The following is a 23,566-nucleotide window of genomic DNA, read 5'->3' as shown; positions in this document are numbered from 1 at the left end:
ATCCCAGGACAGTATGGATATTATTTCTGTAGCCATCGTGGAGGATAACCATGATATCCGTACGGCCATGGAGTTGCTGATAAATGGTTCTGATGGTTATGCCTGTGTCGGAGCCTTTAATAATGCAGAGACTGCGCTGGAACAAATCCCCCATTTGTTACCCAATGTTGCCCTGATGGACTTCAACCTCCCCGGTGGGATGAATGGCATTGAATGTATCGCCCGCTTAAAGGCTGAATTTCCCGATATGCAATTTATGATGCTGACGGTGTATGAGGACGATGACAAGATCTTCCAGGCGCTGGAAGCTGGCGCCAGTGGGTACATTCTCAAAAAGACCTCGCCGGGCGAACTGCTGGAAGCGATACGCGAAATTCATGAGGGCGGCTCTCCCATGAGCTCACAGATAGCCCGCCGCGTGGTGGCTTATTTCCAGAAGCAGGCAAAACCCAACCCTGCACTGGAGGCGCTGACCTCCCGCGAAAAAGAGATCCTGGACCAACTTTCCAAAGGCTTCCTGTATAAGGAGATCGCCAGCAATCTTTATATCAGCATAGAAACGGTGAGAAGGCACGTCCACAATATCTACGAAAAACTGCACGTAAGAAGCCGTACAGACGCGGTCAACAAGTACTACAACAGGTAAAACAATTACGCCAAATACTTAATGCCCAGTGCTAAACGCCGTTAGGAGAGCGTTCGGCATGCAGCCTTATGCATTCAGCGTAATTGAACAGCATGTAACTCTTCACTCAATTACTTGCTTTTCACGCGCAACTTAGCCAGGTTTTTACGGGTTAAGTGCACGAACAGGACCATTGCTGCGATAAGCAGGCATGCTAGTTTGAATAGTAGACCGGTTTTCATAGGTATAGGGCTTTTTGAAAGCTATTAGCTTTTAGCTGTTGGCATTTAGCTAAATGCTGGTAGCATGTTGGTTTTAGTTAAAGGTTAATAGTTAGTGCTTCGTATTCAGTTAGTTAGGATTGTTGCTAATAGCCAGGCGCTAATAGCTGAAGGCTGATTTCCATCTACCTCATCATCTGCCAGGAATCAAATTTCCTGATCAGATCAGTAAAAGTATTTCCGAGACGATTCATAGAGCGTTGTTCCCTATTAACGAAAAATGTAACTAGTAGCGCGACAGAAAGCACTACCATGAGCAGCAAAAGGCATAGTGTTTTCATAAATTAGGACAGTTTTGTACTTGTGTGCAACCAGGACTGTAAATATAGATAAATATCTCATATAACGTATACTTTGCATAAAAAACTTTTTAAAAGCAAGAAAAAAGGCGGGGATGGAAAACTTATACTTGGGATGATAGCCTGAATCCTTTATTTTTGCCAGCAGCCGGATTTTGCTAAAAGATTTAGTATCGGCAGGGTTAGCACCTATTGAAAATGTTATTATATATATTATGGCAATTACAGATAAAACGGACAAGAAAGACCTCTTTGCTGCCTATACGGAAGATTCTATCCGTTCCCTGGACTGGCGGGAACACATTCGCCTCCGGCCGGGTATGTATATAGGTAAGTTGGGAGATGGCACCAGCATGGACGACGGCATCTACATCCTTATTAAAGAAGTGGTGGATAACTGTATAGATGAACATACCATGGGCTTTGGTAAACAGGTGGATATCAAGGTGTCTGAGCACAGTGTTACCGTGCGCGACTATGGCCGCGGTATTCCCCTGGGCAAGGTGGTGGATGTGGTGAGCAAGATCAATACCGGCGCCAAGTACGACAGCAAGGCTTTCCAGAAATCCGTTGGTTTGAACGGGGTGGGTACCAAAGCAGTAAATGCCCTGTCCAATTATTTCAAGGTGCAGTCCATTCGCGACGGGCGTGTAAAAGTAGCGGAGTTTGAACGCGGCGTGCTGACGAAAGAACATAAGGAAGCCGCCACCAATGAGCCCAACGGCACCATCGTAACCTTCATACCGGATGATACTGTTTTCAAGAACTATCATTATATCCCTGAGTTCCTGGAAAACCAGATATGGAACTATTGCTTCCTGAACGCTGGGCTTACCATCAACTTCAACGGGCAGAAATACCTTTCCAAGAACGGGTTGCTTGACCTGCTGCAACGCAAAACCGTTGAAGAGGACCTGCGCTATCCCATTATCCATCTGAAAGGAGAAGATATTGAAGTAGCCATCACCCACGAGAACCAGTACGGGGAAGAATATTACTCCTTCGTGAACGGACAGCATACCACCCAGGGCGGTACGCACCTGGCTGCTTTCCGCGAAGCATTTGTGAAAACCATTCGCGATTTCTATAAGAAAGACTACGATGCCACAGACATCCGCGCCTCTATTTGCGCTGCCATATCTGTAAGGGTGCAGGAGCCTGTGTTTGAGTCGCAGACCAAAACCAAGCTCGGCTCACTGACGGTATATGAAAATGGTCCGTCCATGAAGGCTTTTGTGCTGGACTTCCTGAGCAAACACCTGGATGATTTCCTGCACCGCAATCCTGCTGTGGCCGAAGCGATGAAGAAACGCATCGAGCAGAGCGAGCGTGAGCGTAAGGAACTGGCGGGCATCAAGAAGCTGGCTAATGAAAGAGCCAAGAAAGCCAACCTGCATAACCGTAAGCTGCGCGACTGCCGCTACCACCTCAACGATGAAGTAAGCGGAAAGGACAAGCTGGAACAGGACGCCAAAAGACTGGAATCTGTGATCTTCATTACGGAGGGCGATTCTGCCAGCGGTTCCATCACCAAATCCCGCAACGTGGAAACACAGGCGGTATTCAGTCTGCGTGGTAAGCCCCTGAACAGCTTTGGCCTTACCAAGAAGATCGTTTATGAGAACGAGGAGTTCAACCTGCTGCAGCACGCTCTCAACATAGAAGAAGGACTGGAAGGCCTGCGCTATAATAAGATCGTGGTGGCTACCGATGCCGATGTGGACGGTATGCACATCCGTCTCTTACTGCTCACTTTCTTCCTGCAGTTCTTCCCTGACCTGGTGAAGAACGGTCACGTATATATCCTGGAAACGCCGTTGTTCCGGGTGCGTAATAAACAGGAAACCATTTACTGCTACACAGAAGAAGAAAAACAACAAGCTATTAAGAAACTGGGCAGCAAGCCGGAGATCACCCGCTTTAAAGGGCTGGGAGAGATCTCCCCGGAGGAGTTTGGCCGTTTCATTGGCGAGGATATGAAGGTAGAACCGATCATCCTGTCGAAAGACACGCATATCCAGAAACTGCTGGAATATTATATGGGTAAAAATACCCAAAGCAGGCAGGAATTCATTATCAGCAACCTGCGGTATGAAAAGGACCTTGTTAATGAATAATTAATAATGAATAATTAATAATCTTAATTCAAGTGTTCTAATCAAAAGTTAACCCCTAAAATGGCAGTGTTGTGAGAAGTGACAATATTATTCAAGAGAAGGCATTCAGGTTTGGAGTGAGGGTAGTGAAGTTTTATAGGTATATGTATAAGGGGCCAAATTTGTTGCCGTTATTGAATCAATATTGGGCTGTGGGACAGGCATAGGGGCAAATATTGAAGAGGCGATAGGTGGTGTATCGAGAAAAGAATTTATTGTAAAAATGCAGATTGCCTATAAGGAGGCAAGAGAAACAAGATATAGATTGAAATTATTAATTGAGGCAGGAGAGTAGATGTGAAGCTGGGGCACTCTATGCTATATGACTGTGAAGAGTTGTTGAAAATTATGACAGCAATATTAAATACTTCCAGAAGGTATGCATGAATTTGACCGATTACTCTATCCGCAATTATTAATTTTTAATTCTTAATTATTAATTAAATGGAATTGTTACATATCGTATTCGGATCATCAAGTGCGCCAGCCCTGGCGGCAGCGTTTGACCTGGATGAGACCCTGAAGGGAGATCTGCTGAGCTTCGATGATGACCTGTCTATCGGGCCGCTATTCATTTTGGATACCAAAGATGGCCAGTCTAACCGCCGCCAGTGGTGGCAGCAGCTGGCGGGTGTACAGGCGCAGGCGCAAGCCCAGCCGGTGGCTGAAAACGCGCAGGCAACGGAGCCGGTAGCAGTAGAAGAAGAGAGCGGAGACTTTGAACTGGTTAAACAGCTGAAGGCGCGGCTGAAAACAGAAGAAGAGCTGCAGGTATGGATCTGGGCAGGACAAAATGCCAGGGACGTGAGCGGATATTACTGGCTGGTGAGCCAGCTCTATGATTTCTCCGGCCGCATACACATTATCTACCTCAACAACCTGCCTTTCCTGAATGATAAAGGCGCCGTATTTTATCCTACTCACCTGCACCAGATATTGCCCAAGGAGTTCCTGAAAGCCAGGAAGCTGGCAAGGCCTGTATCCCTTGCAGAGTTTGAGCTGGACGGAGACGAATGGCACCGCCTGATGAATGAGAATGCAGGGATCCGGCTGCTGGAAGGTGGAAAGAAACTGAAAGGAGAGCCGGTTACCTATTATGATAAAGACCTCCTGCAGTTCTGCAGCAAAGAATTCCAGAAAGCATCCAAGGTAGTGAGCCAGCTGACCGGCAAAATGAAATTCCCGGTGCCGGAACAATTCCTGGGATGGCGGCTGAAAGAGCTGATCAAAGAAGAGAAACTGGAAAGCAGGGGAGAGCTAAAAACAGTAAAGGATTTCGAAGTGAAACAACCCGGACAGGCAGAAGGCAGCGCAACGCCGGATGCTACTCCTGAAGGACAATAAAATTATGATAACGGTAACACCATTAGCGCTGATTGGCCAGGATGATCGTGGCGCCAGTTATATCTGGGACGCTTCAAGAACGGGCCACTTCATTATGTGCTTCCGTAATGCAGGCAGCAGCAGCGGTCAGCATTATCATGAAGGAAAGCGCGATAACAAGAACCCGGAGATCTTATACCTGACAAGCGGAAAGGCAGCACTGCACTGGTGCCCGCTGGGAGAAAAGGAGATACGTGTTACCGAGATTACGGCGCCTGCCAGGGTGGAAGTGCCTATCAATGTATGGCACCAGCTGATCGCCATCACTGATTGTTCTTTCCTGGAGCTGAACTCCCTGGAGGATGTACAGCAGGATTCCATACGTATCTGGCGGGAAGATTTTGAAAAAATGCTGAACGCTTAATATTAATGCAAGTCTATGAGTGATATTCAAGATAATCTGCAAAACGAAGAATCATTACACAATATCATCCACGTGGGTGGTATGTATGAAAACTGGTTCCTGGATTACGCGTCCTACGTGATCCTGGAACGTGCAGTGCCGTCTGTTGAAGATGGCCTGAAACCGGTTCAGCGGCGCATTTTGCATGCCATGAAAGAAATGGATGACGGCCGCTTTAACAAGGTGGCCAATATTATAGGACAAACCATGCAATATCACCCGCATGGTGACGCTTCTATCAGCGACGCCATCGTGAACCTGGGACAAAAAGACCTGATGATAGAAACGCAGGGTAACTGGGGCGATGTAAGGACGGGTGACGAAGCAGCTGCCGCCAGGTATATTGAGGCGCGTTTATCCAAGTTTGCACTGGATATTGCCTTCAACCCAAAGACCACTACCTGGCAGCTGAGCTATGACGGCAGAAAGAATGAGCCGCTCACACTGCCCATGAAGTTCCCGCTGCTCCTGGCACAGGGCGCCGAGGGTATTGCTGTAGGCCTGTCTACCAAAATATTGCCTCACAACTTCTGCGAGCTGATCGAAGCTTCCATCAAATACCTGCGCGGGCGCAAGTTTGAACTATTCCCGGATTTCAGCACCCGCGGCATGATAGATGTTGCAGCCTATAACGATGGTAAACGCGGTGGTAAGGTACGCGTGCGCGCACATATTGAAGAGAAAGATAAAAAGACACTGCTCATCAAAGACGTGCCCTACGGTGTGACCACCACACAGCTGATGGAGTCTATCGTAAAGGCCAACGACAATGGTAAGATCAAGGTGAAGAAAGTGGTGGACAATACCGCCAAAGACGTGGAAATAGAAGTGCAGCTGGCGCCGGGCATTTCCCCGGATATCACCATCGACGCATTGTACGCTTTCACTGACTGTGAAGTATCTATCTCTCCCAATGCCTGTGTGATCGTAGACGACAGACCGCAGTTCCTTACTGTATCAGAGCTGCTGAAATACTCTGCAGACTTCACCAGGGAACTGCTGAAGAAAGAGCTGGAACTGAAGCTGGCAGAACTGGAAGATAAATGGCACTATACCTCCCTTGAAAGGATCTTCTTTGAAAAACAGATCTATAAGGAACTTGAGCAGAAGCATAAGGACTGGGAAACCGTGCTGCAGGCGATCGATAAAGGATTTAATCCCTATAAGAAACAGCTGAAAAGGGCTATTACCCGCGAAGATATTGTAAAGCTCACTGAAAAGCCTGTACGCCGCATCTACCGCCTGGACATCAATGAGCTGAATGAACAGATCAAAGGTATTGAAGCAGATATCAAACAGGTAAAGTATGACCTGGACCACCTGGTAGACTTTGCCGTAAGCTACTATGAGAACCTGCTGAAAAAGTATGGCAAGGGAAGGGAAAGGGTGACAGAGATCAAGACCTTCGACACCATCCAGGTGCAGCAGGTGGCCATCGCCAATACCAAGATCTATGTGAACCGTGCAGATGGCTTTATCGGCACCTCCCTGAAGAAAGATGAGTTTATAGCAGATTGTTCCGACCTGGATAACATCATCGTATTCCGTAAAGACGGTAAGATGCTGGTGACCAAAGTGGCCGACAAAACCTTTGTAGGCAAGGATATCATCCATGTGGACATCTTCAGGAAGAATGATGAGCGCACCACTTATAATATGATCTATGTGGATGGCAAGACAGGCATCAGCTATGCCAAGCGCTTCAACGTAACCGGTATTACCCGTGATAAGGAATACGACCTTACAGTGAAAGGCGAAAAGAATTCCAAGGTGCATTACTTTACCGCCAATCCCAACGGCGAAGCGGAAGTGGTGACCATCAAGCTGAGCCCAAATTGTGCGGCGCGAAACAAGGAGTTTGATATGTACTTTGAGACCATCGCTATTAAAGGGCGTAATTCTCAAGGTAACCAGGTGACCAAGTATCCCATCCGCAGCGTGAAGTTCAAGGAAGCGGGCGCCAGTACCCTGGCTGGTCAGAAGATCTGGTACGATGACAAAGTAGGCAGGCTGAACACGGAAGAACGCGGTGTATACATCGGCAGCTTTGAAGGAGAGGACAAGATCTTTGTAGTATTCAAGAACGGCAGCTATGAGCTCACCAACTATGAGCTCACCAATCGTTATGAACCGGATGACGTGATCTACATAGAGAAATTCAACCCGGAGAAGATTGTCACTGCTATTTACTACGATGCAGATAAGAAGCAGTTCAATGTAAAGCGCTTCAAGATTGAAACGCAGACACTGAACAATAAATTCGTCTTCATTAAAGAGGGCCCCAACAATTACCTGGAGCTGGCCACTACCCATTCAGACCCGGTAGTGTTGCTGAGAACCGGTAAGAAGCGCAACCCTGATGAAGAGGAAGTGAACCTGAACGAATTTGTGGAAGTAACGGGATGGAGAACAGTAGGTACCCGTATTGCCGGAGAGGACCTGGTAAGCGTGGAGCTGCTGTCTGAAGATGAAGATCCCAGCCCGGAAGATGAAGACGGCGGCGTACAGGGAGAATTATTCTAAACAGCTGTTAGCGCCTGGCTGTTAGCTGATTGGCGCGAAATAAAAACGCCTGATGCTTACACATCAGGCGTTTTTTTATGTAAGATGGCCAAGCCATTATTTGCCCTCGTATATAATTTGCAGTTTTGGATGCTTAGTCGCATCGGGATACCTGCTGGAGCAGAAAATGCGGGAATTATACTTTTCTTCAGTTTGCAAACGGATCTGGATGCCATAGTTATGCGCCTGCATCAGCGGCATCATATTGGTGATATCAATGTTAGTCAGGTCAAGCCGGGCTCATTGGTATGGGGTACAAGTACCTGTCCAACGCTTTCGGCCATGGGTTGATTGTCCCAGGTTAGGCTGGCGGGTGACCAGTCTGATAACAGGTAGCTTATCTGCAATGAGTTATCAGAACCAGCATTGGCATTGATCAGGTCTCCGTTGTTCGGGTTGGGATTGGAGTAAAGGCTCAGTTTAGCAGAAAGCACTTTTGCACCTGCTGGTAAACCGCTCAAATCGAATTTGAGGAAGCTCCTGATCACCACAAAGGCGCCATCTACCGTCCATGCTGTTCCTGAAAGTTCAGCAGCATTGTTTATCAGGTTAGACTGGTTTGACAGGTAGTAAAGGAATACATCATTGGCGTTGTTGGACGGCTGCAGGGTGAGTGTATCAACCGGCGAGTTGGTTACCCTGATAGAAACGGTGTCTACCCCGGTAAGGCCTACACTGTCTGTTACCATGAACTGGAAGAGGTAAGTACCGCGTACCAGTCCATATACCTTTGTCTGAGCTGCGCCTTCAGTAGCGATCACCGGGCGGTTAGGACCGGAGATCAGGCTCCAGAGGTAACCCCTGATGTCGCCATTAAAGCTTTTACCAGTACCCGTAAGCGTTACGGAATCTTTAGGCAGCTGAACGATCTGCGGATCACCGGCGTTAGCCTGGGGCGGATTCAGCTCGGGAGCGTCTTCTTTTGTACAACTTGTGAAAAGAACCGTTGCGGTCAGTAAAGCCAGTAAGGCTGATTGTACTAATCTCATAATAGGGATTTAAAAATGGGAAACAATTATCGTTTATAAATCTAATAGAACATGCTGGCGTGTTATATGAGTATGAACGGGTTACAAACGTTTACACAATAGGGATATCTTGTATTGTACTCCATAAAGTATATTGGTGCCCGTGGCACTCAAAGTAAAGATAAATATATTTTTCTGATAATTTAACTGGCCGCTTTAATATCATTAAAAAGGCTTGCCATGGGTAGACCGGATGATCTGCCGGGCCACCGGGGGGAGATAACGCATCAGGCCAACCAGTATATTGGCGCGGCTTTCTTTACCCAGGAAGCTTTGCAGGATGCGGCCCATCGCCAGCCTGGTTCTGAAATGCTGTCTCCAGGCGCGGCGGTAATTGTCTTCCATATCCTTGCGGGTGATAGACTGTTGCAGCAGGGCATTGATCTGCTCAAAGGCCAGTTTGCTGCCATGCAGGGCCATGCTCATACCATTGCCGCAGAGCGGGGTTATCATACCGGCGGCATCGCCCACCATCAGGATATGATCTTCTACAGCAGCTTTACGGGCAAAGCTGATCTGTGAGATGGCCAGTGGTTGTTCGTACAGGAAAGTGGCTTCGCTAAAGATCTTTTTCAGGTGAGGGTTACGGAAGATCACCTTTTCTTCAACCTGGCGGATGCTGTTATTGTGCTTTTGCAGGCTGGCGGCGGTGGTCAGGTAACATACGGTGCACTTACCATCTTCTATACGGGAGATACCGCAGTAGCCGTCCTCAAAATTATGCAGGGCGATCATATCTTCCGGGTGATCATAGCGGATGTGGTACTTGATGCCTACATAGTTATTCAGCTTGCCCGGGGGCTGCTGTACAAAGGAACGTTTCCATTTTACATCCAGGTTGCTGCGTTTACCAAAAGCGCCGGCCACTATAAAGGCAGACACCCGTTTACCGGGATCAGCGCTGAGGATGAAACGGTTGTTCTGGAATTGCACATCCTGTACCTTGGTTTGGGTAAAAACATGCACACCTTTACGCAGGGCGATCTCATAAAGCGCATTGTCTATCCTGTAACGGCTTACACCGAAGCCGCCCAGGGGCAGGCGCGCCGTGTAGGCGTTGCCGCTGGCATCTGAAAGATACAGCTGACGGATGACGGGCAGGTCCCAGCTATCCAGGGGCAGCCCCAGGCGCTCCAGAAAGCTGCGGCTTTCCAGGCTGATATATTCTCCGCAAACTTTGTGAAAGGGATATTGCTCGCGTTCAAACAGCGCAACGTTATAGCCAGCTTCCGCACTCTGGATGGCCAGGCTAAGCCCTGCCAGTCCGCCTCCTACAATGGCAATATCGTATCTGTTATCGACCATCATGATGCTTAAAGATAATTAAATAACGGAAAGCCCACTGCCAGCTTACCCGGTAAGGAGAGATGCCAGCCTGTTGCAGCAGGTTGTCCCACTCTGCTTTCAGGAAGCCCCTGCTTACGCTCAGCGGCGCATCATTCTTCAGCAAATAGGAGCGGGAGAACATTTTTGTCAGCAGGCGGATGGCATGATAAGGCAGCCAGTGGCGATGCAGGTCGTTAATGAAGAAGCCAGCCGCGCTGTGCTCCTGCATCCATTTCAGCTGGGAGACCAGCACATCTTCCTTAAAATGATGACAGAACAGGCTGGAAAAAATAATATCCGGTTTATCTGTGAACGATACTTCGCGGTAATCCTTGATGATCCACCGGGTAAGCGGCTGTAAGGCGGCGCTTTGGGCGGCATACTGTATGCAGGCGGCATTGATATCGATGCCGGTGAAAGTAACGCTGATCTCCCGGCGGCGGCACCATTGCAGCAGGGCCAGGAGGTTATCGCCACCACCGCAGCCGATCTCACAGATATGGATCTGCCTGCGGGGGCCCACCAGCTCCTGTAATCCGCGGATAGACATACGGTGCCCGCCCAGCCAACGGTTGATCACGTCGAGCTCCCGCAGGTTCTGTTGGATATCGGGGAAAGGAATGTTGTCTCCGTCCAGCAATTCCAGTTGATATGAGCGTTGCGCAAAGTTCATTTTGCAGAAGCGATGAATGTTTCCATGGTCAGTCCGGGACCGAAGGCCACTCCAAAGATACGGGCAGGTTCACCGCCCTGCTGCAGCTCATCCATGATCTCCTTTAACACGAACAGGATGGTAGGAGAGGACATGTTACCGTAGCGTTGCATCACGTTACGGGCATATTGCAATGCATTTTCGTTGAGCCGCAGCTGTTGCTGGATGGTATCCAGGATCTTGCGGCCGCCGGGGTGAATGCACCAGTGCGTAATTTCCTGTTTTGGGATATTGCACTTGTTCAGCGCCTCTTCTACCAATCCGCTGATGTCTTCTTCTATCAGGTAGGGAACATAGCCGCTGAGGGTCATGAGAAATCCTTTGCTGCTGATGCCCCAGGCCATTTCCTGCTTGCCCCGGAAAGTGATATTTGAACAGAAATTGTCTACACTTAGTACGGGTTGATCGCTCTGAACGTTGCCCATGAGCACTGCCGCGCTGCCATCTGAGAAGAGGAGGGAGGCGGCGGCGTTATCGGGTGTATATTGTTGCTGGAAATGCAGGGTGCAGAGTTCGGTGGATACGATCATCACTTTTGCCTGGGGATCGGTATCGCAGATCATCTTGCCCAGCTTGAGCGCGTGCACGGCCCCGTAGCAGCCCATAAAGTTGACAGAGGTACGGAAAATAGCCGGTGAGAGCTGTAAAGCTTCGATGATCTCCAGGTCGAGGCCCGGAGCGCTCATCCCCGTGCAGCTCACGGTAATGAGATGGGTAATATCGGTAGCGGGCAGGATGCCGTTAATACATTTTTCGATGGCTTGCAGCGACAGTGGAAGGGCTTCTCTTTTATAGACCTCCAGGCGGTCGTCTATGGAAATGAGGGTATCGCCGCCGTTGCCGTTCATAGAGGCCAGGAATGTCCATTGGTCGTGCGGCAGGCTAAAGTCTGACAGCACGGAGTAGCGGGTTTCAATCCCGCTGTGATGGTAGAGGAAAGCCAGTTTACGTTTGTCTGTTTCTCCCAGACGATGTGCCTGTTGCATAAAATGCAGGATATCCTCCTGCTTGTGGCAATAAGCAGGCACCGCCGTTCCTATTGAAATGATCTCAGCCAAGTTGATGTTTGATTAGTAATATAATGAAAGCCAGGTTCGTACATGTACCGGCTATGATATTCATCCGCATTGTGTGTTTAAAATCTGCTGCCGACGGTTCTCTCCATACCTGCAGTACCCATCGTATAAAAAAGTATATAACGGGTATAAAAAAGAGCTGTAAGAGCATAAAATCCGCTAATTGTTGCCTCTGCTTATAATAAACAAACAACAGGCCAAAGGCTACGGCGTACATGGCGGCGCAGAAAATAAAGGTGCCCCTTTTCCCCAGCCGCATGCTGAGGGTGGTAACCCCGTCTTTTGCGTCGGCTTCGTGCTGGTATACCTGTGTAACGGGGTAAAAACCACCTATCAGGAAAGCGGCCGCCAGTGCGGGGAGCCAGGGTATGGGCAGGGTGGCGCCGCTGACAGCGCCGTAGTAAACCATGCAAAACACCAGGGTACCCTGGTTCAGGATGACGGTGAGATAGCCGGTAACGGGAAAGCGTTTGAGCCGGATACGGCGGTTGCTGTAGGCGCGGGAACAGAGTATGTAGCAGCCCAGCGCCAGGGCAAAGCCGGGCGACACCAGGAATGCCAGCAGAAAAGCTGCCAGATCCATCAGCAGCGTTACATAAAATAGCTGTCGTGTAGGTTGCATCGGTTTTTCAAGGCCGCCGATGCTGCTTTCATCCCTGTCCATATAGCTGTTATAACCATTGCTGGCCGGGTAAAGCAGCAGGTGCAGCAATACAAAGATAAGGATCGCCAGCATCCAATTAATATCCGGTACAAAGCTCATCGCAAACCAATACACCGGCATCAGGAAATAAGAGAAAGGAAAGCGGAGCAGCTGTATAGTGGAAGCTTGTAGCATGCAGTTATTTTGTGACGGGTACCGACAGCTCTACAGTGAAAGTACTGCCGAGCAGCCAGTGTGAGCTTCCGACCTTATAATCGAGCCGGTTGATCTCAAAACTGGAGGTGAATAAGGCGCCCGTTCCGGTTTTACTGTATTTGAAAGGTAAGGATATTTCCTTTTTAACGCCGTGGATCTCCATGGTGCCTGTGGCAACATAAGCTTTGTCTGCCTGTTTGATGCTTTTGGAAGTGAACCGGATCTGCGGATACTTTTCCGCATCAAAGTATTTCTCGCTTTTGGCGTGTTTATTCTTCAGACCAATACCGGTATTGATCGTATTTACATCAATGGAAACGTTAAAACGGGAGTTGGGAAGATCATGCTCATCGAACACAATGTCTCCCTTTAAGCCCCTGAATGTACCGGAGGCGCCTTTGCCGTCAAATTTAATGGAATAGCTGTCTGTGATCTTCCAGCTGTCTGCATGGATCAGCGTGAAAGCGGACGCCATGAAGCACAGCACCGCGGTAAGCGTAACGATAGCCCTTTTCATTGTTACTTGTTTTTACGTTTCTTCGTTGCCTTTTCTGCTTCCATCTCTTCGGCGGTTTGCGGGCGCATCAGGTTCTTTTTACTTTGATCCTGTGGTTGCTGCACCGGGAATTTTCCCAGTTTAAGGGCGTCATGGAATACTTTCTCTACATGTACCCATTTGCCGCCTTTCCATTTAAAACCTTCATAGTCCAGATCGGGCACATACGTATACGGTTTTCCGGGCTCATTGGTTGCCGAGATCAGGTGATCGTATACGATCATATCCATTTCGGCATTGTAACTGAGGCTGATCGTGGCGTTCTTGTTGTATTCCAGTATGAAGCGCTTGCGCACAGGCTTGGGCACGGTATCTTCTGCGAAGCTGAAGTAAGGGCCGCCAAAAACAGGTCTGCCATTTTTAAAGGTCAGCATATCCAGCAGCTTTTTGGTGCTGCGCATGTTGTTGGCATCGTAGCCAAACAGCGTGTAGTATTCGGTATTGAAGTAGTGCAGCTGCTGGATCTTGTAATAGAGACATCCGTACCAGCCGCGGTTGTCTGTAACGGTATCGGTATTAGCGGTGTAATCAGAATTATCGAAGAGCGGAAAGAGTTTCAGCTCCCCGTTCTTTGTGTTCATTTGTATGGCGCCGAAGTGGCGGTAAAACCCGCTTTCATTCTCCAGTCCCCATGTAAAGATCCGGAAAGTGCTGTCCTGCGGGTATTGCACGCTGATGCTGCGCAGTGAATCAAAAGGAAAATCAAATGAGTATTTTGCTTTGAGCGTACGTACCAGTACCGGGATAAAGCGATCGCTGGCGGGCAGTCTTACGTCTTCCGTCCTTCCGTTCAGAATAGTATCGGCCAGGAGGCGAAGGGTGTCCAGCTGTTTGAGCATCACCGCGCTGTCAGCTGCGCTCAGGCGCTGTGCCTGTAAGGTAGTTACACAGGTAAAGGACCATAACAGCAGGTATATTACTTTCTTCATATCCTACCTATTACGAATATTTTAATGTATTTATTGTGTTCAGTCCCCAAAGAGGTTGTTTTCCACGATCTCGCAGATGATGTGGCCCACGGTGATGTGCGATTCCTGGATACGTGGCGTATCAGTGGATGGTATGTTGATGAGATAATCACTATTTTCTTTCATTTTGCCGCCGGTGTCGCCGGTCATGCTGATTACTGTCATTCTTTTTTCCCTGGCCACCTTCATAGCTTCCAGGATATTTACGGAGTTGCCGGATGTAGAGATGCCTACCAGCACATCGCCATCCTGACCAATGCCGCGCAGTATGCGGGCGTATACCTGGTCATATCCGTAATCATTACCCACTGCGGTGAGGTAAGAGCTGTTGCAATGTAATGCTTCTGCATACAGCGGATCACGGTCTTTATAGAACCTGCCGGAGAACTCAGCGGCCAGGTGTTGCGCATCTGCCGCGCTGCCGCCGTTGCCACAGAAAAGCACTTTACCGTGCTGTTCCAGGCAATGCGTGATCACATCGGCCACCTGTTGTATGGTGTTCAACAGGTCGGTATCCCGGAGGATAGCTTTCTTTACTTCGATGCTCTGTTGAATGGTTTCCGTTATCTTGTCTATCAGGCTCATAAGGGCAGCGGTTTAGCTCTCGGCTAACCTATGCAATTCTGCTGCCAACCTTTGCCAGGAATACTTTTGCTTCTCTATACGGAGGGCAGCGGTCATATCCGCCTCCCGCTGATCCCGGTAATATTTTTCCACGACTGTTGCTATTGCTCCCGGTTCCGGTTCACAGATGAAGCCTACTTTATTATCCGGTATTGTTTCTGCGAGGCCGCCTACATTGGTAACCACCATCGGTTTTTCGAAGTGGTAAGCGATCTGTGAAATACCGCTCTGGGTGGCGCTTTTATAGGGCTGTACCACCAGGTCGGCTGCACAGAAATAATCTTTGACCGCTTCATTGGGAATGAATTCAGAATGCAGCAGTACCCGCTCGCCCAGGTGAAACTGTTCTATCAGCTGGTGATATGGCGCTGCATCTTCGTAGAATTCTCCTGCCACGATGAGATGCACATCGAGCTGTCGCAGGCGTTCATCGCCCATGGCCTGTAGCAGCAGGTCCAGGCCTTTGTACTGGCGGATAAAGCCGAAGAAGAGTATATAGCGTTTGTTATTGTCAAGCTTAAGATGTTCCCTGGCTACGGCTTTGGGCAGAATAGGCCCGTAGTTGTCGTAGATAGGATGGGGGATGAGCTGCGCAGGTTTCAGCGGCTCAAAGCGGCGCAGGTCGTTCAATACGGACTGGCTCATGGCGATGAATGCATCCACTGGCTTGAGGAAGTAGCGGGTAAAGGGTACGTTGCCCGGTCTTTTTTCATGCGGCACTACGTTATCCAGCATGGCCACTATTTTGGGACGGCTGCCTTTCTTTCCCAGGCGGAGAATGGTACCCAGGCAAGGCCCCATAAAGGGCAGCCAGTACCGCACCATGACGAGGTCTGGCGCAAGGCGGCGTAATTTACGGCCGGTGATCCACCAGTTCAGCGGGTTGATGGAATTGACAAGACGGCGGATCCGCAGATTAGCAGGCGGCGGCTCTGTAGCGTATTGCGTTTTACCTGGAAATATGAAGTTGGGATACTGCACGGTGAAGGTCCATATCTCCACGTCATCCGTCAGCTGCAGCTCCTGCGCCAGCCGTTCATTAAAGGCTGCCAGTCCGCCGCGGTAAGGATGGGCAGTTCCCAGGATGAGTATTTTCTTTTTAGGTGATGTCATCTTTTTAGCTGAACGTTTTGCATTAAGCGTTCTGCGTTATCCGTTCTTCTACCAGGTAATTATTGCGTTCCGGTGCGCTGCGGGCCACGAGTTCGCCAATGAAACCGGTGAGGAAAAGCTGCGAGCCGATGATCATGCACAGCATGGCGAAGTAAAAGATAGGCCTGTCTGTCATGTTATACTTATCAAAGAATATTTTGGCGTAGGCGAGGTAGAATGCGATGCCGAAGCCCAGTATAAAGAACACCGTTCCCAATGCGCCGAAGAGGTGCATGGGCCGCTTACCGAATTTGCCGATGAACATGATGGAAGCCAGGTCAAGAAAGCCGTTCACAAAACGTTCCAGCCCGAATTTAGATACGCCGTATTTACGGGCGCGGTGCTCCACCGGTTTCTCACCGATATTACGGAAGCCTGCCCATTTGGCGATCACGGGAATATAGCGGTGCATTTCGCCATATACTTCGATAGACTTCACTACTTTTTTGCGGTAGGATTTCAGGCCGCAGTTCATATCGTGCAGCTTAACGCCGCTCATTTTGGTAGTAGTGTAGTTATATAATTTACTGGGCAGGTTCTTGGTGATAGCGTTATCGTAGCGCTTCTTTTTCCAGCCGCTGACGAGGTCATAGCCGTCTTCTTTGATCATGCGGTACAGCTCCGGAATCTCGTCGGGGCTATCCTGCAGATCGGCATCCATGGTGATGATCACGCTGCCCTGTGCGGCCCTGAAGCCTTCATTGAGGGCGGCGGATTTGCCGTAGTTGCGGCGGAAGCGGATCGCTTTGATGTGCTTATTCTCTTCAGTGAGCTGACGGATCACCTGCCAGGAATTGTCGGTGCTGCCGTCGTCTACCATCCATATCTCGTATGAAAAGTTATTCGCCTGCATCACCCGATCGATCCAGGCAGCCAGTTCAGGTAAAGATTCTTCTTCGTTCATCAGTGGAACGATAACGGATATGTCTATGCTCATCTGTCAATTAGTCTTGTAACGTTACTTTAGATCGCCCTTGCATTCGGATTCTTTTTGGCTACGGCGGCCCCTATCAGGGAGGCGATAACACCAAAGAACAGGGTGCCGAAGATCCCGCCCGCCAGCATGAACACGATGAACATCTTATCGGTCATGGCCACTGCTTTGTCGATCACATCGTCTGCCTGGCCCTGTTTTTCCATATCGCGGCGCACCTGTTCAAGGGCTTGTTCCTTGATATCGGGGAAAATGAGCACAAACAGCACAGAGAATGCTATTGTCACCAGCGCTACAATGGCGGTGGTTTTGAACCCATTGCCAAAAACATTGCCAAAAGTTACATTGCCGTCATTCGCTTTCGCAAATTGAATGCAGGAAATGATAACGCCCACGAACATGATCAGTATCCCTACCCATTGTGTCCATTTCTGGGTATTGATATGAAGTATATAGAATAGTGTAGAAAACAGTATTACAATTGCACTGATTATCAGGCCATACTGAATATGGGTTTTAGAGTTCATGAGCGTAAGGTTTATAAGGATTAAGAAAACAGAACCTGGTTATTACTGATAATTCCCTTCACCTGGCCTTTCAACTGCTCGCCAATATACGCTGAATTTTTAGACCGGGAAGCAATATCCGCTTGTGTAAATGTATAGTCAGCGTCTGGGTCAAAAATGGTGAGGTTGGCTACAGCGCCTTCCTTTATTTCAGGTACGGGGAGGTTAAAGATCCGGCGTGGCTGGATGGCCAGCAGCGTGATCAGCTGCTCCAGCGGCAGCTGGGGAATATGTCTACGCAGCACCCCAAAGCAGGTTTCGAGTCCGATCATGCCGTTTTTGGCGTACTCGAACTCCAGCTGTTTGGCGTCCCAGTCCTGCGGCTGGTGGTGGGTAGCGATACCATCTACTACGCCATCGAGCACCGCTTGCTGCAGGGCCGCCACATCCTCCGCAGTACGCAGGGGCGGGTTCACTTTCAGGTTGGTATTGTAATGCAGCAGGTGGCCGTCTGTAAGCGAAAGGTGGTATGGCGTTACGGAGCAGGTAACATGGATGCCCCGCGCCTTCGCCCTGGAGATCAGTTCTATAGACCTGGCCGTGCTGACGCCTGTAAAGTGGAGACGGGAGCCCGTATATTCAGCCAGTTCGATATCCCGCTGGATGATCAGCTCTTCTGCGATGGCCGGTTTGCCGGGCATACCCAGGCGGGTGGAAAAGATGCCTTCGTGCATGAGACCATGTGCTGAAATGCTCTGATCGTCAGGTACTTGTATTATGGTGCCGTCAAAGGCTTTCACATATTGCAGGGCTTTGAGGAGGAGGCCGGGCGACTGGATGGGCTTAAAGCCGTCCGAAAAGGCGACGGCCCCGGTTTCGTGCATTTCATACATTTCAGACAGGGAGGCGCCCTCCAGGTTCTTGGTGGCTGCGCCAATGGGCAGTACCTGTACAGGGCTGTGGGCGGTCTGGCTGAGCACATAGGTTATCTGCGGTTTGGTATGAAGGGCCGGTTGGGTATTGGGCACGATCATGACGGTGGTAAAACCGCCTTTTGCCGCGGCAAGGGCACCGCTTTGCAGGTCTTCCTTATATTCCTGCCCCGGGTCGCAGAAATGGGCAAAAATATCCATCCATCCAATGGAAACGTGCAGGTTGCCGCCAGTCACTATTTTGGCATTGTCTGCCTGGATAGCGGGGGCTATCTGGCGGATCATCCCGTTCTCTATCAGGATATCCTGCTGTTGTCCGTGGAAACCGGACGTAGGTGCGACAATCTTGACGTTTTTAAGTAGTATGTGCATGCTGTACAAATAAAACCTGTCTGTAAGAATAATGCTTGGTCAAAAGTCCGGGGGCAAAAGTAATATAAAAAGTCGTCAGTCGTAAGTTGTCAGTTGTCAGTTATGGGGGAAAAGGTGAGGGGAGCGGGGAGGGATCAGGGGCTTACAAAGTACTTACTAAGCGCTCACCAGGCGCTGACTAAGCACTCTCTAAGCACTGACTAAGCTGATACTAAATTAACACCAGGAGCATGCGGCGTGTAAACGGCCAGGAGAACCTATGTAGAACTGGTGTTGAGCTGGATATGAGGTGGACCTGAGGCGGACTTGAAGCGGGTTTAAATAGTACCAGGTTTTGACAAGGGTATGTGGAGGGTATGTAGCGGGTAGGTTTACTCAGTCTTATGGCGTTTGGCGATCCGGTTATATATTAAATTGGAGAGGAAGGGAGGCACCAGCTCCATGATCCGGCCCATAATGCGATAACGACGGTGGCAGCCGCGCAGGATGCGGGCAACGGCCCTGGCCCGGCTATAGGCTTTGCCACCCTGTATCAGGTAAATAGTACCTGCTTTCTTCCCTGTAGAGACGGGCAGGCGGTGTTCCTGCGCGATTACCTTAAATTGTCTGCTTTGCTGGTCGCAGAGGCGGAAACGCACCCTGTCTACCTTGAGTATCCGGCGGATAAAGCCATTGCAAAAAGCACAGCTTCCATCGAACAAAATGATATTATCTGCCTGCATAAAGCCCCCAAAATCTGATTTGCGGACGCAAAGTTAAAGATTTTCAGGGAATTCAACGCCTATCTTCCATTCCACCTGATCAAACTATCATTCGGCACATCATACTCATACATTTTGCGGGAAAGGGTATCCACATACAGCCAGCGGTCTGTAGCAAACATTTTTTCCTGGCCGTTGAATTCATCATGGCCCAGGCGAAGCACTACAAACGCTGCCGTGTCAGTATGCAGTAGCCTGTCCCAGGTCCATTGCATGGTGCTGTCGCTCGTTGCCTGCTGAATAGAGGGATCTTCAGAACCTTCGATGTATCCTGCTGCCAATCCGTCGATCCAGTTCAGCCGGTTGCGTAAACTGCTGTCTACTGCGAATGATTCATCATTTTCGTGTTCGTAGAAGAACGGTGTATTGTGAGGAAGGAATTGCAGGCTGTCAATAACCGGTTTGTGTGCTCCTGCTGTCTGACTGTCTGCCGGAAGGCAACCTACTAATCCAAGTAGAAGGCTGCAAGTGGTAAGGGATTTTCGCATGATGATATGAAAAAATTGCGGGTAAATATAGAGAATAGTTTAATCATTTATCTGCCGCATACCCTAAATTAATTATCAACATTCCGCATGGCTAAAAGGTACGCTGCCGCACGGCTGCCATGAACTGGTCGCGGAACTTATCGCTCACAGGGATCTGCCTGCCGCCAATGAAGATGTGGTTATCCTGGATCTTGTCCAGGCGCGCTATGTTGATGATATAAGACTGATGCACCCTGATGAAGGGGCTGCTCAGTTGTTCTTCGATCTCTTTCATACGGCGATAGATCAGCAATTGCTCGGTACTGGTAACCAGTCTTGCATACTCCTTTTCTCCTTCCACATAAAGAATATCTTTCAGCAGCACTTTATGCAATGTTTTCCCTGATTTTATGAAGATATATTCTTCTGCGGCTGGCGCGGGGAGGGGCTGACTGCGGTCTTTCCTGGCGAAGTGCGATTCTATTTTCTGTACAGCCGCATAAAAGCGTTTGAGGGTAATGGGCTTCAGCAGGTAATCGAGGGTGGTAAAGCCGTAACTGTCGGCTGCATATTCCGAATAGGCTGTGGTGAAAACGATATGTGTTCCTGCAGGAAGCAGGGCGGCCATTTCCATACCGCTAAGATGGGGCATGTTAATGTCCAGGAAAATAAAATCCACTTCCTGTGTTTTCAGGAATGTCATTGCCTCCAGCGCATCGTAACATTTGGCCATCAGCTGCCATTGGGTGCTTTGCTGGATGAACATTTCCAGGAGGTTTACCGCATTGGGCTCGTCGTCTACGATGATGCAGCGCAGGTTCATTGGATCGGAATTTTTAAAAAAGCGTTATAGTATTTCCCGGAGGGCCAGGTGCGGAGCTCGAAGTTAGCGCCGAACAGCAATGAGAGCCGTTGCTGCAGGTTCTGCAAACCGGAGCCGCGCTCCGGGGCAGCTGCCTGCGGCGGATGCAGCAGGTTTTGTGTGCGGAACTCCAGGTAACCATCCTGCTGCAGCAGGGATATCACCACTTCGTTTTCGCTGCTGGATTTATCTATACCATGCTTGAAGATATTCTCCACAAAGGTCATTAACAGCATGGGCGGAATACCGCTGGATGCATTGCATTGTTTGGTGAAGGTGATGGCCACTGCATGGCGTATACGAATCCGTTCCAGGGCGATATAGTTTTCCAGGAACTGGATCTCGGTGTTCAATGCCACTTCCTCTTTAGGGCTTTCGTCCACAAAATAACGCATGATCTCCGAAAGCCGTTCAATGAACATAGCGGTACGGGGTGATTCGCGGTAAGCTTCGTAGTAGATGTTGTTGAGTGTATTGAACAGGAAATGCGGTTGCACCTGTGATTTCAGCAGGTTGAGCTCTGCCTGGCTTTTCTGGGCAATGATCTCGTCTGCCTCCTGCTTCAGCTTAAAATAACCCAGGGCCAGCCGGAAGACGAAGCTGAGGATGTAGGCCACCATACCGGTAATGCTGCCGTAAGTAATGGCCTTCATGGTAAGGGGCACTGGTTTTTCTGCAAAGAAACGATTGTAGACGAACTGCGAAAGGTAGCTTCTTACAATACCTACCAGTGCAAGAAAAAGGATGGAACAGATCACATATAGTACGATACGGTTCTTTTCATAGAAAACCGGTATCAGGAAATTCAGGTTGCCGTAGATGATAATGGCGTAGAAGACAATGGAAAGGGTAGCGTAAGTGGCTGCCTGCACCACTCCGTCCATAGGAAGCAATGAAAGAAAGTTGATGAGGAACACTACTCCCCAGATGAGCCATTGCAGTTGTACGGGACTTGCTTTCCCGCTTAAAATGTTCATAATTAAAAGTACAAAGAATTTCATGGCCGGGATCTTTTTTCAACCATCAGGCAGATATTCTCAATGATTGGGAGTATTGAAGCGAATGGTGCGGTGATTAAAAAACTTTACCTGTTCATTGAAGCGGCTTTTAAATGAGCGGGTGGAGGATGAAATTTACATATCCCTGATCATCAAACTATGCAGATGAAAAGATATTTAATACTGCTCCTTTTACAGTTATGCTGTACGGTAGCATTATATGCGCAGACCGATACCGTCTACCCCGGGTCCGGTCATTTAAACACGGCTTTGTTGAAACCGGGGCTGCGGCAATACCTGGTATATCATCAATGGCCGCAATCCAATCGTGTACTGCAGTTCTCTTACTGGATGCGGGATGTGCGCATTGAGCAAAAGAACGGGCGGCAGGTGTTCGTGATCAGCCAGCACTGGTACACAACAGATAGTAGCCGGTATAAAACTTTCCTCTCGCTCAACAGCACCAAAGATTTTGCGCCGCTGTACCATTCCTCCAATGGAGGTGGTAAGGTGGCTGCTTACAACTGGGGCAGCGCCCGCATTGCCGGTGCAGATACTGTCCAGGGAAATGTGCAGCAGAGTTTTGAGCTGGCATTTGAGCGGCCTAACCTCAACTGGCACCTGGATATAGAAACTTTTGAGATGCTGCCGCTGGCAGCAGGTAAAAGCTTTGCGATCAGTTTCTATGATGCAGGCTTATCGCCTCCTGGATTTGTGCTGTACAAGGTAAGCGGCAGCGAAACGCTTCATACACTGGATAACCGCGAAGTGGATTGCTGGAAGTTGCTGACAACAGGCACAGATCCCACCGGTAAGGCCTACTCGCAAATTTTCTGGATCAGCAAAAAAGGACATGAGCTGCTCAAGGAAGAGGATGAGTATGACGGGAAGTACCGTTATAAAATTAAACTGCCGGGATTAACACCGGATGTCCTTGAAAAATTTAAGTTATAATACTTCAATATTATCGCGATGAAAAAGCTCACTATGCCCGCCATTCTATTCCTGTGTGTTGTATTTTTCATGAGCGCCCTGCCGGTAAGCTTTTTGCCGGATAAGGACAAGAGCGAGGTTTATGTGCTGGCTACCCTTTACAGCCGGCACAAAACCACGCCGGTGTATGACCTGGATACGCTGAAGAAGATCATAGCGGCTATCAAACCGGATGTGTTTGTGCTGGATGTGACGCCCACCGAGCTGCAGGAACAAAAGGTGTTCCCTTCCAAGATAGAATATCCCGGCGCTATTTTCCCCGCTATCAATGGCGGAGAATATGCCGTTTATGCGGCAGAGCCGCCGGAGCCGATGTTTACCGAGATCGTGACTGCGGTAAAGGACGTACGTCAGCAATTTAAGCGGGAGCGGCCGGAGGCCGCCAGGTCGGTGGAACAAATGACGCTCAGCATCTTTGAGGTGCTGAAAGCCGGTTGGCAAACACCTGCTGATGTGAACAGCCGGATCACTGACCAGGCGCTGGCAGGGAAAAGGGTGATCGAAGACCGGCTGACAGGACCGGTGGATGTGGAATGCGGCATTCGCTGGACGCAGCATATTGTAAAGATCACCTTGCAGGCGGCAAAGGAGCATCCCGGTAAGCGGATCCTGGTGTTGAACGGGATCGAGAATTGTAACGTACTGCGGGAAGAACTGGGCCGCAAGCCAGGTATTACCCTGGTAGATATGGAGCAATGGCTCCGCAGTCATCCGTAACAACTGAAGATTGT

The 23,566-nt window shown here is 49.3% G+C and carries 24 protein-coding genes; 8 read left to right on the top strand and 16 right to left on the bottom strand.

What is annotated here, in order from left to right; genetic code table 11:
• Nucleotides 1–13 precede the first annotated feature (13 nt).
• The 6 genes from ACR9Y8_RS05065 (at nt 14) to ACR9Y8_RS05040 (ending at nt 7,670) form a co-directional block, all read left to right on the top strand.
• Entirely contained in the window at nt 14–646 is a 633-nt protein-coding gene (locus ACR9Y8_RS05065; protein WP_481212150.1) for a response regulator transcription factor, read from the top strand.
• A 774-nt stretch (nt 647–1,420) separates the two neighbouring features.
• Nucleotides 1,421–3,322, top strand: a complete 1,902-nt coding sequence (locus tag ACR9Y8_RS05060; protein ID WP_481212149.1) for a DNA topoisomerase IV subunit B — start codon at nt 1,421–1,423, stop codon at nt 3,320–3,322.
• A gap of 184 nt (nt 3,323–3,506) precedes the next feature.
• The gene (locus tag ACR9Y8_RS05055; protein WP_481212148.1) at nt 3,507–3,656 is read left to right on the top strand and encodes a four helix bundle protein; all 150 of its coding nucleotides are present in this window, start codon (nt 3,507–3,509) and stop codon (nt 3,654–3,656) included.
• 149 nt (nt 3,657–3,805) lie between these two features.
• Nucleotides 3,806–4,705 (top strand): DUF1835 domain-containing protein, encoded by a 900-nt coding sequence (locus ACR9Y8_RS05050; protein WP_481212147.1) that lies wholly within the window; start codon nt 3,806–3,808, stop codon nt 4,703–4,705.
• A gap of 4 nt (nt 4,706–4,709) precedes the next feature.
• Nucleotides 4,710–5,108 carry a hypothetical protein gene (locus ACR9Y8_RS05045; protein WP_481212146.1) on the top strand — a complete coding sequence of 133 codons (399 nt, stop codon included), beginning with the start codon at nt 4,710–4,712 and terminating at the stop codon, nt 5,106–5,108.
• A gap of 15 nt (nt 5,109–5,123) precedes the next feature.
• The gene (locus ACR9Y8_RS05040) at nt 5,124–7,670 is read left to right on the top strand and encodes a DNA gyrase/topoisomerase IV subunit A (protein ID WP_481212145.1); all 2,547 of its coding nucleotides are present in this window, start codon (nt 5,124–5,126) and stop codon (nt 7,668–7,670) included.
• Between the two features lie 263 nt (nt 7,671–7,933).
• On the opposite strand, the gene ACR9Y8_RS05035 is transcribed toward ACR9Y8_RS05040, so the two are convergent.
• The 16 genes from ACR9Y8_RS05035 to ACR9Y8_RS04960 all read right to left on the bottom strand — a co-directional run bounded on the left by ACR9Y8_RS05035 (nt 7,934) and on the right by ACR9Y8_RS04960 (nt 21,821).
• Nucleotides 7,934–8,698 (bottom strand): PKD domain-containing protein, encoded by a 765-nt coding sequence (locus tag ACR9Y8_RS05035; protein ID WP_481212144.1) that lies wholly within the window; start codon nt 8,696–8,698, stop codon nt 7,934–7,936.
• 204 nt (nt 8,699–8,902) lie between these two features.
• The gene (locus ACR9Y8_RS05030; protein ID WP_481212143.1) at nt 8,903–10,045 is read right to left on the bottom strand and encodes an NAD(P)/FAD-dependent oxidoreductase; all 1,143 of its coding nucleotides are present in this window, start codon (nt 10,043–10,045) and stop codon (nt 8,903–8,905) included.
• Nucleotides 10,032–10,736, bottom strand: coding sequence for a methyltransferase domain-containing protein (locus ACR9Y8_RS05025; protein WP_481212142.1), 705 nt, complete (start codon nt 10,734–10,736; stop codon nt 10,032–10,034). The genes ACR9Y8_RS05030 and ACR9Y8_RS05025 overlap by 14 nt, the downstream gene beginning before the upstream one ends.
• Nucleotides 10,733–11,833 (bottom strand): type III polyketide synthase, encoded by a 1,101-nt coding sequence (locus tag ACR9Y8_RS05020; RefSeq protein ID WP_481212141.1) that lies wholly within the window; start codon nt 11,831–11,833, stop codon nt 10,733–10,735. Before ACR9Y8_RS05020 ends, ACR9Y8_RS05025 begins: the two co-directional genes overlap by 4 nt.
• Nucleotides 11,826–12,689 (bottom strand): UbiA family prenyltransferase, encoded by an 864-nt coding sequence (locus ACR9Y8_RS05015; RefSeq protein WP_481212140.1) that lies wholly within the window; start codon nt 12,687–12,689, stop codon nt 11,826–11,828. The genes ACR9Y8_RS05020 and ACR9Y8_RS05015 overlap by 8 nt, the downstream gene beginning before the upstream one ends.
• A 4-nt stretch (nt 12,690–12,693) precedes the next feature.
• Entirely contained in the window at nt 12,694–13,227 is a 534-nt protein-coding gene (locus tag ACR9Y8_RS05010) for a YceI family protein (protein WP_481212139.1), read from the bottom strand.
• A gap of 2 nt (nt 13,228–13,229) precedes the next feature.
• Nucleotides 13,230–14,195 (bottom strand): hypothetical protein, encoded by a 966-nt coding sequence (locus tag ACR9Y8_RS05005; protein WP_481212138.1) that lies wholly within the window; start codon nt 14,193–14,195, stop codon nt 13,230–13,232.
• Between the two features lie 39 nt (nt 14,196–14,234).
• Nucleotides 14,235–14,819 carry a D-sedoheptulose-7-phosphate isomerase gene (locus ACR9Y8_RS05000; RefSeq protein WP_481212137.1) on the bottom strand — a complete coding sequence of 195 codons (585 nt, stop codon included), beginning with the start codon at nt 14,817–14,819 and terminating at the stop codon, nt 14,235–14,237.
• A gap of 12 nt (nt 14,820–14,831) precedes the next feature.
• Nucleotides 14,832–15,971, bottom strand: a complete 1,140-nt coding sequence (locus ACR9Y8_RS04995; protein ID WP_481212136.1) for a glycosyltransferase — start codon at nt 15,969–15,971, stop codon at nt 14,832–14,834.
• 22 nt (nt 15,972–15,993) lie between these two features.
• Nucleotides 15,994–16,947, bottom strand: coding sequence for a glycosyltransferase family 2 protein (locus ACR9Y8_RS04990; protein WP_481212135.1), 954 nt, complete (start codon nt 16,945–16,947; stop codon nt 15,994–15,996).
• A 26-nt stretch (nt 16,948–16,973) separates the two neighbouring features.
• Nucleotides 16,974–17,471, bottom strand: a complete 498-nt coding sequence (locus ACR9Y8_RS04985) for a DUF4199 domain-containing protein (protein ID WP_481212134.1) — start codon at nt 17,469–17,471, stop codon at nt 16,974–16,976.
• A gap of 20 nt (nt 17,472–17,491) precedes the next feature.
• Nucleotides 17,492–18,754: a dihydroorotase gene (locus ACR9Y8_RS04980; RefSeq protein WP_481212133.1), complete on the bottom strand. Its 1,263-nt coding sequence runs from the start codon at nt 18,752–18,754 to the stop codon at nt 17,492–17,494.
• Between the two features lie 371 nt (nt 18,755–19,125).
• The gene (locus ACR9Y8_RS04975) at nt 19,126–19,476 is read right to left on the bottom strand and encodes a thiol-disulfide oxidoreductase DCC family protein (protein ID WP_481212132.1); all 351 of its coding nucleotides are present in this window, start codon (nt 19,474–19,476) and stop codon (nt 19,126–19,128) included.
• A 59-nt stretch (nt 19,477–19,535) separates the two neighbouring features.
• A complete protein-coding gene (locus ACR9Y8_RS04970) occupies nt 19,536–20,003 on the bottom strand; it encodes a hypothetical protein (protein ID WP_481212131.1) in 468 nt (155 codons plus the stop codon).
• A 91-nt stretch (nt 20,004–20,094) separates the two neighbouring features.
• Complete coding sequence (locus tag ACR9Y8_RS04965; RefSeq protein ID WP_481212130.1) at nt 20,095–20,805, bottom strand: LytR/AlgR family response regulator transcription factor; 711 nt, start codon at nt 20,803–20,805, stop codon at nt 20,095–20,097.
• Nucleotides 20,802–21,821, bottom strand: a complete 1,020-nt coding sequence (locus tag ACR9Y8_RS04960) for a sensor histidine kinase (RefSeq protein WP_481212129.1) — start codon at nt 21,819–21,821, stop codon at nt 20,802–20,804. The genes ACR9Y8_RS04965 and ACR9Y8_RS04960 overlap by 4 nt, the downstream gene beginning before the upstream one ends.
• Nucleotides 21,822–22,007: 186 nt before the next feature.
• Here ACR9Y8_RS04960 and ACR9Y8_RS04955 point away from each other — a divergent pair, with 186 nt between their 5' ends.
• Nucleotides 22,008–22,796, top strand: coding sequence for a DUF3108 domain-containing protein (locus ACR9Y8_RS04955; protein WP_481212128.1), 789 nt, complete (start codon nt 22,008–22,010; stop codon nt 22,794–22,796).
• Nucleotides 22,797–22,814: 18 nt separating this feature from the next.
• Nucleotides 22,815–23,552 carry a hypothetical protein gene (locus ACR9Y8_RS04950; RefSeq protein WP_481212127.1) on the top strand — a complete coding sequence of 246 codons (738 nt, stop codon included), beginning with the start codon at nt 22,815–22,817 and terminating at the stop codon, nt 23,550–23,552.
• The last annotated feature ends 14 nt before the right edge of the window (nt 23,553–23,566 follow it).

The organism is Chitinophaga sp. SVR4-12A, assembly GCF_056754765.1.
This window is presented reverse-complemented; position numbering and strand designations above follow the sequence as displayed.